Genomic DNA, 12,413 nt, shown 5'->3' with positions numbered 1-12,413 from the left:
CTATCGTCGCTTGTTCTCATTATAGCGAATCGCCTGGGGATTTTCATTGTTTTCGCCTAGCCGCTGAGTTCACCGGTTGTGCTCTGCGGCCAAAAGAAAACCGGGAGGAGCCACCCCCCGGTTGCGCGGCGTGTTTCCGTTTGCTTGATGACGGCCGATTGATCACAAAAACGAACAGACCGCCGATCAACGATTTCTCCACCATCATTCCTTATTCAAAATAATGCCGAACCGCATCCGCAATCGCGGTCGTCACCGCTTCCTGATAGTCGTCTGTCGCCACCGTCGCCGCATCTGTGCGGTTGCTTACATAGCCGAGCTCAAGCAATACAGACGGTCTGTCGTTTTCCCGCAGCACGTAATAGTCGCCAAACGCAACGCCGCGGAAAGGCAGTGCGGCCAATCGGGAAAGCGGGTCTTCGAATGATTGCGCTAAGCCGTAATCGGCAAAACGGTCGTAATAATAAACGGTGATGCCGCTCGCCTGTTGGTCATCTGCGCTGTCATAATGCAGGCTGATAAACGCATCCGCTTGATACAGGCGCGCCATCGCCACGCGCGCGGACAGCGGCACATACTCATCGCTAGAGCGCGTCAGCACGACGCGGGCGCCGTAAGATTGCAACTTGTTTTTCAGAAGCTTGGCGGTTTCCAACGTCAACTCCTTTTCCTTGATGCCATCGACACTTTGGGCCCCGCCGTCTTTGCCTCCGTGGCCAGCGTCAAGAACGATCGTTTTTCCGGCCAGCGCCTGAACAGGACCGCGCGTCCAGCTGTCTACATAAAGGCGGGAGTCGCTAGGCGCGATGGCTGAAAGCAGCGAGCGGTCAGCCGACTGGGGCGCTTCCGCTTCCTTTTCATTAGCTTGTCCACCCTTTACCTGCACATATGCGGATGACACCCACCCATCAAGCCCTGTTTGGGAGGCAATTTTGTACCATCCCGGTTTCTTTTCCACAATCTCGACCTCTTCACCACGGACAAGGCGTCCGACGCGCGCTGCCTTCAATAACGGCTCAGCCCGAACGTTGAGCGAACTGGCGTTGACGATTCCGGTTTGATGCGAAATCGATGACTCCCGAGCCGCAGTGAGGTATGCTGAAGACACCCAGCCGATCGCACCGTCTGCGATCACTTCCGTCCATTCCCCATCTTCCTTGATGACCCATACCGTTTCTCCCCGCGCCAAATGCCCGATAATTCGCCCATCTCGGCTCGGCTCTTGTCGAAGGCGGAGTCGGTTTTCTTGCACGATGGCCGTCTCTTTTGCCAACGCGACGTACCGCGCGGCGATCCACCCGGTTCGATTCGGTTTCCACTCGATGTTCACCCATCCATCCTTGACCTCGATCAGCCGATACGCCTCGCCGCGGTGAACGTTCGCCAATGGACGGTATGGCACCCCCGGCCCTTGGCGGACGTTCACCTGATCCGCCGTCACCACCGCCAACTGAGCGGTTTTCCCACTCTCCCCTTTCGCCCCCACCGGCCAAGCAGCCGCAGCCAGCCATAGCAAACAAAACAACAGGGCGAGCCATGTTCCTCGCCTCATGCGCATTCCCTCCCCCGTTGTCTCCAATTTGTCTACTATATCGTTCGCGCACAACGGGGAATTTCCTGTCTGTCACTTGGGAAAACCGCTCGACAAAACTAGCGGGGCGGCATCCATCAACCGACAATAGCTCTCCTTTTTCTGCATGATGCCTCTTCACACGACAGCAGCCACAACGCGCAACCCAGTCGAACCATCCAGCTACGGCCGACATACCACCATCGCTTCTCTAACCGATGTCCGAATGGATAAGCCGTCCCCATGAAGAAACACGCAGAAGCGCCAAAAGCGCTCCGTGCTCCAACGGGAGACGGTGTCCTTTGTCGCGCTGGAACCATTCAATGACGCGCATTCCATTGGGAAAACGGTGAATGAACAAGCACCAAAGTGTTTCAAAAAATCCAAAATATTACAAATACTTCATACCCTCTATTTTTTGGTAAAACGTCCGTCTCGCCACTGCTTGTTCGTTGTAAGACAGCGATTCATCCAAAAATCGCTGCACCATTTGCGACAGCTCATATTTTTGGCCAAAAAAGCGGCGCTGGCGCACCCGTTTGATTTCATGATTCTGCTGTTTGTTCATGCAGCACTTCTTATACTTTTTCCTACTTCCACACGGGCATGGGTCATTCCAGCCGATCGACATGCGTCATCCTCCTCTCCCATCTTTCTTTTTTCAATATTTCCATCAATAATGTTTAAATTCTACTATGGACAGGATAAACTACTATTATACAAAACGTTTATCCGAAAGGAGACGAGGGCTATGAACCCCGACAATCTTGCTAAACTGATCGACGAATTGTCTGCCATGTTCCATCCGACAGAGCGGGACCGTCCACACGGCAGATGGGTTGAGGCGCCAAAGAGCGCACCCCCCTCCAAACGGCGGCGGTCCAAAACAGCCTACCAGCTGAAAATCACATTAAACGGCATCCGCCCGCCGATTTGGCGGCGCGTCCTTGTTCCCGGACATGCGACATTTCACGAGCTTCATCTCATCATCCAAGAAGCGATGGGATGGGAACAAGCCCATTTATACGAATTCGATTTCGGAAGCGTTCTCATCGGCATCCCTGACGGCTGGGATTCGTTTCAGCTGGAAAAAGAACTGATGGACGCCCGCCGCATCCCATTACAGCAATGGCTGACGGAAGAAAAACAAAAGTTTCTATATATTTACGATTTTGGCGACTACTGGCGCCATACCGTCACTGTTGAAAAGATTGAAACACTCCCAAAACCGTTGGAACGCGCCGCTTGCCTGAAAGGAAAACGGGCGTGCCCTCCCGAGGATTGCGGCGGCGTCTATGGCTACCTGGAGCTGCTGGAAGCGGCGGCGCAAAAAGACTCTCTTGCCGATCCCGAATTGCGCGAGCTGGTAGACTGGATGTACGACATGAAAGGCGAAGATTTTGATCCTGATGCCTTTGACGTCGAGGAAGCGAACGAGCGGCTGGCCTATATCCGATTGTAACGCATGCGAAAGAAGGTATCCGTCATCTCTCAAGGGCACCTTCTTTCGCACCCATCTGTCCTTTGTTGCCTGCTTTGTCCATCGCCTTACAAAAATCCCCGTTCGGCAAACGTCTCCCAGACGAGCTCCTCGAGCTCCTTGCGCAACTCAGCTGCATCGACTCCTTCAAGCAACCCGTCCTTTTTCCATGTTCGGATCGCTTTGTCGATCAAGCGATGGACTTGATCAACGTCCCAGCCCTCGCAATCAAACAACTCCTCAACTTGGTCAAGCCATTCCTCAATCGCACGGTCCAGCTCATCGCCATCCTCCATCCCACCGTCGTCGAACCAGATCTCATCACCGTCATCCCCATCGTCAAAGAGCCACTCATCATCATTCTCGCCCTCATCATCTCCATCATCGAGCAACTCTGTGCGAAATAAAAACAATTCCATCACAGCGGCTTCCACTTCCTCTACAGGAACGCCGTAGTGTTCCGCAACCTTTTCCATATTGACAAATTCTCTTCCAGCCATTTCACTCGCCAAATAACGGAGTGCAGCCGCATACACAGCAGGATTCTTGATGACCGGTTCATCCATTTCGCAATATGCGCGCCAAAGGAACGCAGCCTCGCTGAGCACTAGGGAGGAGGTTGTTTCTTCCTTTTTCTTTAATTCGCGAAAAACATCATCTTGATCTCGATCCCCCCAGTCCTTTTCGCTCAGCAGCTGCCACAACAGCTCATGGACCGCTATTTCAAGCAATTCCGGAAACGACTCGCGCAAAAACACTTCACACGTTTTCATATCCGGATTCCATTCCGCTTGAAGCGCCCGCGCAAGCCGATCCTTCCCGCTCTTTGGAATCGGCAGCACCTTCATGAAGTACGCCCACTCGTCCCCATGCGGAACGAGGCATCCTACTAACACGTCCCCCTCCCTAGCAGACGGAAGCTCCTCCGGCGTCAAAAAACGGACGTACTTTTCTTTTCTGGTCAACAGATCGCGTACAAGGAAACGCCGCTCATCCTCGATATGAATGATCTCGTCAAACGACGGAACCGCCTCGTCCCATCGCTTCAAATGAGTTTGCACTGCTGGACGCCACCGCGTGCGGCGCCGGCTTCTCATATAGGCTGAAAAAATTGTCATCCCTTTGTCATCAACGTGTCTGTGAAAAATCGCCCAGTTCGTCAGCAATAAATTGGCGCTGGTCTCCAGCTCGTTAGGAAGCCCTTGAAATGGAGAACCAGACATCATGAAAGCAAGCTCTTCCTCATATCGCTCTAACGCAAACGAAAACACATCTTGCATACATTTGGCCACTTCACGGTCAATTAGAGATTCTATCGATACTGCTTCTTTCTTCCCACAACAATGCTTGTACGTTTTCCCACTGCCGCATGGACAAAGATTGTTTCGCGATGCCTTCACCATATAGCTACCTACTTTCTTTGTATCATAGTCATTGAACGTTCTCCCCCTCTACGCTAACGCTCGGGCCAGCTAAACACTTTGGGGAGACATTCACGATCAACGTGTGATGGAACTGCTTTCAGCAACACATATCGCAAGCACTTTGGGACTTCCGCCGCTCATGTCGAGAACATCGATTCGCATTCCATTTTTTATGCCTAACCAAAATCCTGGTTCTTCACCAAAAGGTGCCCTTGGCTTTTTCAAAACATGCCATATTTCCTTCTCCAAGGAGAAATCAGCCAATCCATGATTTTCATGCCGGTTGACACTCCGCACTCCTAAAGGTGTAGGATTCTTGGATCATTCGCGTCCTCATCCGTTTCTCGGTAAAACGAGAAAAACCCTGCTTCTCAAGCACACGTTATGGTGATGGACCAAAATCCTAAGAATATGAATGACTCTTACCATTGGGCTTGCCTGCATAATGGAGAATCATAGAGGCCGAGCCGAGAGAAACAAGCGCCCCGTCATTCATCGGGACGCCTACGGCCGGCGAAGCAAACGGGACAACGAGGCAAGCAGGCGCTCTTGAAACGCAGCCCGTTCTTTCTCCACCTTGTCTGGCCACTCTTGCAGCGCCTGAAGCCACGGCTCTACGTACGGAGAGAAAGACGGCGGATATACGCGGGCAAGATCGTCCAGCTTGCCGTTGCGATCGGTCGCGGCGACGATATACATGCCCGGCAACAGATGCGGCTCTGCCCGCTTCGGAATGTCCCATGTCACCGTTCGGTTATGGGCAAGCCAATCCAGCACCGCCTTCCCCTGTTCCACACGCTTGACGCGGAAAAACGAGAAACCGACGGAAAGGGAAATAGGCAAACCAAACAAACGAGCAAGCTGCCAAGCCATCAGTTCCTCATCCCCCTTTCCGTTCTCGCCCCTCCATTCATCCAGCAAAGCAAAGCAATGTTCCAATTCGCTTCTGACCTCTTCCAGCACGGCACCAATAACAGTTCGATGATTCGTTCCATAACGGCGGTCCAGCCAATCGGCCCACTCAAGCAACATATCGAGCGCTCGGCTCACCACTTCCCATGAAAACGAACTCCATCTTGACGGGATTTGATCGACGATGCATTGTTTCCAGTCTTCTTCTCCTACGTCCTCCCACGATGAAAACGTCCGCCCGGTCATATATTCACACACGAGCAAAACCACGGCCCAACACGCCTCTTTGGCCTCTTTTTCTCCGCTCACGATGACTTCGTTATAAAACGCCAATGCGTCATCGGTAAAATACATCCCTTCCCATTCCGCGCGGATCAACAATGTCTCGGTTCTTTCCGGCCCCATCCATTTCATTTTCCATAAGTCCGAAAGACGATGTGATGAGCTAAACGGAGATGGGGGCAATCCATAACGGGAGCGAATGGGATTCACTCCGATGAGCACCGGCAAATTGGCTCGTTCTTGCATGTTAAACAAATGGAATTCATACTCTTTCAGCCACTCATCCACTTCCTGCACACGCCCCTCGCGCGCCATTTCGTGAGGGGTTTTTCCATTCCATTTCTCAAGCGGGGTGTGAAGGGCTTTTTCCATTTGAACATCCAATCCGGCCATCGTTGCCACCCAAGGGGGAGAGTCTGGGTCTGAATCAATATGAAGCGAAACGTTTTCGATCCCTTTTCGGCGCAAAACGGCTTCTGTCCCCCGTTTTCGTTCTTTTGGGGAATACCCAAACGCCTGCAGCAGCGACACGAGCTGTTCGGCCGTCCCTTCCTCCTCGGTAGACAACACGAGACGCGACCGATGAGCGGATAATGACCCGCCTAATTCAAACACATGAATCGGCTTGGGGGAAATCACTCCGACATAATGGTACACATTGGTGCACCATGAACCTTCCACTTTCTCCCCATCGTCATGATCAATGTGAGCGCGTCCGATCGAAGCAAGCTTCCTCATCGCCTCAGCGGCTTCCTGGCATTCGTATTCATACGTCCATCGCGTGCGCTCCTCTTGCACATCGTCCGCCCTCGGAGGATAGCCTGCATCAACGATATCGAGAAAATGTTCAACGGCTACCTTTTCATACGGCCAATCGGTTTGCGTCAACAAGACGCGAATGTTCTCTTCCGCCCGTTCCACGCCCTTCGGATCCACAATCGATGATACACCGCAAACGTAATAGCCGCCGTCAAAGGGCTCCAAAAAGGCAAACATGCCGCCCCAAGGGCGCACAACCTCCAATGTCTCGCAATACGGCATGAGAAGTTTCTCGCCCGTCAACCGGTCGACCGCCACTCCTCCTTCATCATGCAAATCGACAAATTGCACAAGGCGCGGCACAAGTCGAACCCAGCGGTCCAACATTTCCTTGAGCTCCGGAGACAGACGACGCCCTTTTTCCTGTTGAAACCATTCAACGCCGCGCAATCCATTCGGATAACGATTGAGGAAAAAACGCCAAAGCGTCTCAAACACCTTCAACTCTTCACGATGATCCTTTTGTTCGATCATTCGGCGAAATGTACGGTTGACCGCTTCGCGTTCATCATAAGACAGCGATTCATCCAAAAACCGCTGCACCATTTGCGACAGCTCATATTTTTGGTCAAAAAAGCGGCGCTGCCGCACCCGCTTGATTTCACGCTCCTGCTGTTTGTTCATGCAGCACTTCTTATACTTTTTCCCGCTTCCGCACGGGCATAACGCGTTCCGCGGCGTTTCCGCCATATTCGATGCACCTGCTTTCTTTTCCATTTGGGCTTTTCCTACCTACTATTATACCATCATCAATAGACGGTCAACCATCATCGGCTTTCTTTCTATCAAGACGCGCGCACGTCCAAAAGCTCGCGATGTCCTTTCATGCCCGCTCGAGAACAGACGCGTTTTATCACATAGCCCCTCTTTTTTCGACACGCTATCACATGCTATAATTAGATGATAAGGAATGGAACGGAAAGGACGGACCGACATGTTGCAAACAACCGTTTCCAAGCCGCTTTTGAAGCAGGCGGCTGGGGAATTGCTGAAAGAATTGCCGTTTCCTATTTTCCACAATCTCATTCAAAAAGGGCGCGACTTATCAAGAAACGGGTTGGTCTATAACGTCATGGTGATCAACAGCCACGAAGTGGAAGGGGTCGTTTCCGACATCACCCCCCATGATGTCATGCTTGATTTGGCCAACATCACCCGCCGCCATCGCTGCCCATGCGGGACGGACGGGCTATGTCCGCATATTTTGGCGCTGTTTTTTTACGTATACGGCAATGTGTTCGACAGCGGTGAGCTGTTTCGCCTTTGGAAAAAAGGGCAAATCGAAGCGTTGTGGAAAGAGACAGCCGCTCCCCATGAACGGGAGCCGCTCGCTCAAAAAAGGGTGGGGAAACCGACCGCCCTTTCCATCACTCAAAATGAAACCGTCGAAGATTGGCGGGACCAATTTGAGAAACAGTATCAAGACTTTTTCTCGCGCCATCAAAACGGCCAAAACTGGCCGTACCGTTTGGCCTTCCAACTCCTCCCGAAGCTGGGCAAAAACGAAGGGAAGCAAGCCGGCGCCCGTCCGCTGCGGGAGCTTCATGCCGCTCTATTTTTATTGGAGAAGCTTCGGCAGTACGGGGAGGCGCAAGGTTGGAATGAAGGCGGATTCGCCTCTTACGGACAGTTTTCCTGGCAGCAGGACGTCAACTATGTCGCCGACCGTGCCTTTGACGCCCTGGAGCAATTCTCTGCCAAATCACCGCCGCGGTCGCTCAACGCGTTGATTGAACAGACGATTCCGTATGTTCGTGATGTATTGTTTTTGGACGGGTTGCTATCGTCATTCGGCTATGACTTTTACACAACCGCGTGGGAGTTGTTGTTCACCAAGCCAGCATGGCGGCAGGAAGAACGAATGGAATTGCTTCGGCTCGCCAATGAATACGGCAAGTCCCGCGCCGCCATGGCGGCGGCCCATCTTTCCTTTTTGCTTGGCGAAGATGACGAAGCCATGGCTCTGTACCGCGCGTTTCCCCATCAGGCAGGCTTGTTTTTGATTGAATGGATCGGGCGATTCATCACCAACGGCCTCGTCAAGCGGTTTGAATCCGTTTGGGAAAAAGCGAAGGACGATTGGCCGCTTTATCTTTCCCACATGTCCGACCTCGCCCGGGGAAGTTTTTTGGACGAAGCGGTTCATTTGTTTGAAATGTATGCCCGCCAACGAAACCGACCGGATGCATGGGAAGATTTTTTGCAACGCAGTCTTCCATACAGCGTCAACTATTATACCAACTTTTTGTATCGGCAAGGGCGATACCGAGAAGTCGTTGACCTGTTTTTATGGGCGAACATCACCGCCGATGAATTGCATCCACAGCTGCTTAAAACATTGCAAGCGCGCAATCCAGAACTCGTGATGCCGTTATATCATCGGGCCGTGATGAGGCGGCTGGAAGAAAAAAACCGGGCGAGCTACCAAAGGGCGGTCCGCCATTTGAAAACGCTGCGGACCCACTACCGTTCGATGAAGCGGCTCGACCAATGGGAAGCCTATCTCGAGCAACTGCTCGCCAAAACGGCGCGCATGCGCGCGTTTCATGAAGAATTGAAGAAAGGAAAATTGCTCTCATGAACGTGTTGCAGACGATTCGGCTTTCGTGCAAGTGGGACGAAGAAGATCAATGCTTCGAACTCTCAAGCTCCACGCCTGTCTCGTCATGGGCGTCGACTTTGTTCGCTTGGCACGAAGAGACGTTTTACGGCACCTTGCTCGATATCGACCATGACGGTGAAAACGGGATCGTGCGGCTGTCGCCATGGCAGGCGCTCACCCTGTTCGCTTTGCGTCCGCCCTCGCGCTTTTCCGCCATTGAATGGGCAGACGAGTTCACCGCCCGATTGGAAGAGTGGGCGAAGCACATTTGGAACGGTTTGCGCGAACGCCGCTTCCTTCCAGATGTTTCCTTGTGGAAAAGCACAGGCGGCGCATGGAGCGAAGCAGGACGCACCCGCTGGCGCGGCGCGGATGACGATCCCGATCCGTTCGTCGCCACATGGCGGTCGCTTGCGGTCGCCGACTGGCTCTCACGCGACCCGGAACTTCGCGGCATTTGGGGCGAAATCGTTCGCACTTATCCATTGATCGCCTCCCCCAGCGGCCAATGGACCGGAACGGAAGACGACTGGCTCGAACAAATCGGATGGCTCGGCGACCGGCCGCCGTTTGTCGTCGGACTGCGCCTTGTCGAGCCGTCCGAGGAAGGCGACGTATGGACGCTTGAAGCGGTGCTAATCGCCGTCGACGACAGCGTCATCGCACCCGCAAGCGACATTCCGCGCGCTTGGCGCCCATATGAATCATCGGTCTCCCGGGCCATCCGCCGCATTCATGTGATCGTGCCGTGGCTTGGCGATGAAAATGAGTCTTTGCTTCATGAACTGTCTGACGAACAAGCGTGGCGCTTTTTGTCCGAAGACAGCTTAAAGCTGACGGAAGCGGGCGTGCGCCTGCTGCTTCCCGACTGGTGGCACGATATCCGCCAGGCGCAGCTGTCGATCAAAGCGAAGCTGTCGCCTTCCGTCAACGCGGAATCATTATTCGGCCTTGAGCGCCTCGCGGACTTTGACTGGAGGGTGGCGACCAACGGGATTGAGCTGACAGAAGAGGAGTTTGCCGCTTTGGCGGAACAAAAGCGGCGCCTCATCCGCCTGCGCGGCCAATGGCTCATTCTCGATCCCGCCCTTGTCCGCCGCGCACAGGCGCTCATGGAAAAGGCGAAAAAAGAAGGCGTGCCGATCCACGACATCGTGGCGCAAACGCTGCTTTCGGAAGCAGAGGAGCGCGAAGAGGCAGCGGACGAATCGATCCCGATCCACATTGACGTCCACGACCAATTCCGGGCGTTTATCCGCCAGCTCCAGCAGCTTGATGGATTGCCGAAAGCGAATGTGCCGCCGTCTTTTCACGGCACGCTCCGCCCGTATCAGCAGCGCGGCGTCGACTGGCTCGTCTTTTTGCGCCGATTCGGCTTTGGCGCCTGCTTGGCCGATGACATGGGGCTTGGCAAAACGGTGCAACTGCTCGCCTATTTGACCTATGTAAAAGAAATGGAGCGGCCGGACACGCCGGCCTTGCTCATCTGCCCGACCAGCGTGATCGGCAACTGGCAAAAGGAATGCGCCCGCTTCACCCCAGACTTGCGCGTCTACGTGCACCATGGACCGAACCGGGCGAAAAACGATGCGTTCGTGCAAACGGCAGGCGAGGCCGATCTCGTCATTACGTCTTACAACCTTGCTCATTTGGACCAAGACGATTTAAAACAGATGCACTGGCACGTCATTTGCTTGGATGAAGCGCAAAACATTAAAAACGCGCAAACGAAACAAGCGCGCGCCATCCGCCGCTTGAGCGGAAAACATAAAATCGCCTTATCCGGCACGCCGGTTGAAAACCGTCTCGGCGAACTTTGGAGCATCTTCCACTTCCTCAACCCCGGCTATCTCGGCAGCCGTGCGGAGTTTGAGCGGCGCTTTGCCGGGCCGATTGAAAAAGAAGGAGATGCCCATAAAAAAGCGGCGCTGCAGACGCTCATCCGCCCATTTCTCTTGCGGCGGACGAAAACGGATGAAGCGGTTGCGCTCAACTTGCCGGATAAGCTTGAACAAAAAGAATATTGCCCGCTCACGGCCGAACAGGCTGCCTTGTACGAGCAGCTCGTCAACGACACACTCGAACGGGCAAAGGAAGCCAGTCCGTTTGCGCGGCGCGGCTTGATTTTGCAAATGCTAAACGGTGTTAAGCAAATTTGCGACCATCCGGCGCTGTATTTGAAAGAACGCCGACCCCGCCAGCTCGTCGAACGGTCGCACAAACTCGAAAAGCTCATCGAACTGATCGAGCAAATTCGCGCCAACGACGAATCGTGCCTCATCTTCACGCAATATGTGCGAATGGGCGAGATGATCCAAGAACTGCTTTCCGACTTGTTTGATGAGCGGGTGTTGTTTTTGCACGGAGGCGTCCCAAAACAAACGCGCGACCGGATGGTGGATGAGTTCCAAGCGAAAAAAGCGCCGATTTTCCTTTTATCGCTCAAAGCCGGCGGCACCGGGCTCAACTTAACAGCGGCCAACCACGTCATCCATTTCGACCGCTGGTGGAACCCGGCCGTCGAGAACCAGGCGACCGACCGCGCCTACCGCATCGGGCAAACGAAATTCGTCCACGTCCATAAGCTGATCACAACCGGGACGATTGAAGAAAAAATTGACGAGATGCTCGAACAAAAGCAAGCGCTCGCTGATGTGATCACCGAAGGCGAGGCGTGGATCACCGAACTGTCCGATGACGAACTGCGAGACTTGCTCGCCTTATCAGCCGCGGCGAAAGGAGGCGCTTAAGCATGGCGGGAGAAAAGCCAAAGCGCAAGAAAAAAACGGCGGAAAACCCGTGGGAAAAGCTGCTGAAGCGAATGGAGGAGAAAGTGAAAGAGCGGGAAAAGCGGCAAAAGCAACCGTAAAGGAGCATCACGCGGGCGATGAACGTCGCCCCGATCCCGTTGGACACAGAAAAGATCCATGAGCAACCTTTGCCCTTCACCTGGGCATGAAAATGCCCCATCAAGACGCGTGCATTTTCACGGAAACAGCGTGGGAAGAATCCCACGCTGTTCGCTTTTAAGCAGTCCTTTCGAAGACCGTTGAAAAACGACGGATTTGTTCGATTTGGGAGAAGCCGAAAGGGGTCACGCGACGGTGTTGCAAAGTTTTGAACTGAAGAAACGCTGTGAGGAAGCAACATTTCCTCTTTCATCACGATAATGCAAACAAACAAGGTTGAACATCCGCCTGCTCATATAGCCGTTCCTCATTGAGCACATACACCGTCACCGAACAAGTCACGTTTATGCCAAACCGAAGTCCTTCGCACAAGGCAAGAAACCGGCCAAATGCAAAAAAGGACCGGCCGCCAACC

General features: G+C 53.5%; 7 protein-coding genes. 3 read left to right on the top strand and 4 right to left on the bottom strand.

What is annotated here, in order from left to right; all coding sequences use genetic code 11:
• Window positions 1–211 precede the first annotated feature (211 nt).
• The gene (locus T260_RS125880) at window positions 212–1,552 is read right to left on the bottom strand and encodes an N-acetylmuramoyl-L-alanine amidase family protein (protein WP_023634284.1); all 1,341 of its coding nucleotides are present in this window, start codon (window positions 1,550–1,552) and stop codon (window positions 212–214) included.
• Between the two features lie 409 nt (window positions 1,553–1,961).
• The gene (locus T260_RS01000000138085) at window positions 1,962–2,201 is read right to left on the bottom strand and encodes an SEC-C metal-binding domain-containing protein (protein WP_011232726.1); all 240 of its coding nucleotides are present in this window, start codon (window positions 2,199–2,201) and stop codon (window positions 1,962–1,964) included.
• A gap of 120 nt (window positions 2,202–2,321) precedes the next feature.
• On the opposite strand from T260_RS01000000138085, the gene T260_RS125885 reads away from it, so the two are divergent.
• Entirely contained in the window at window positions 2,322–3,032 is a 711-nt protein-coding gene (locus T260_RS125885; RefSeq protein WP_011232727.1) for a plasmid pRiA4b ORF-3 family protein, read from the top strand.
• Window positions 3,033–3,118: 86 nt separating this feature from the next.
• On the opposite strand, the gene T260_RS125890 is transcribed toward T260_RS125885, so the two are convergent.
• Together T260_RS125890 and T260_RS125895 are read right to left on the bottom strand one after the other, a co-directional pair.
• Entirely contained in the window at window positions 3,119–4,453 is a 1,335-nt protein-coding gene (locus T260_RS125890; RefSeq protein WP_015865238.1) for an SEC-C domain-containing protein, read from the bottom strand.
• A 525-nt stretch (window positions 4,454–4,978) separates the two neighbouring features.
• Window positions 4,979–7,204 (bottom strand): SEC-C domain-containing protein, encoded by a 2,226-nt coding sequence (locus tag T260_RS125895; RefSeq protein WP_023634283.1) that lies wholly within the window; start codon window positions 7,202–7,204, stop codon window positions 4,979–4,981.
• Window positions 7,205–7,421: 217 nt separating this feature from the next.
• Here T260_RS125895 and T260_RS125900 point away from each other — a divergent pair, with 217 nt between their 5' ends.
• Both T260_RS125900 and T260_RS125905 read left to right on the top strand, forming a co-directional pair.
• Entirely contained in the window at window positions 7,422–9,068 is a 1,647-nt protein-coding gene (locus T260_RS125900) for an SWIM zinc finger family protein (RefSeq protein ID WP_023634282.1), read from the top strand.
• The gene (locus T260_RS125905) at window positions 9,065–11,839 is read left to right on the top strand and encodes a DEAD/DEAH box helicase (RefSeq protein ID WP_023634281.1); all 2,775 of its coding nucleotides are present in this window, start codon (window positions 9,065–9,067) and stop codon (window positions 11,837–11,839) included. Before T260_RS125900 ends, T260_RS125905 begins: the two co-directional genes overlap by 4 nt.
• Window positions 11,840–12,413 lie beyond the last annotated feature (574 nt).

Source organism: Geobacillus thermopakistaniensis (assembly GCF_000498995.1).
Classification (GTDB): Bacteria; Bacillota; Bacilli; order Bacillales; family Anoxybacillaceae; genus Geobacillus; species Geobacillus thermoleovorans.
Note: the sequence above shows the minus strand (reverse complement) of the source record. Positions and strands in the feature narration are given on the sequence as shown.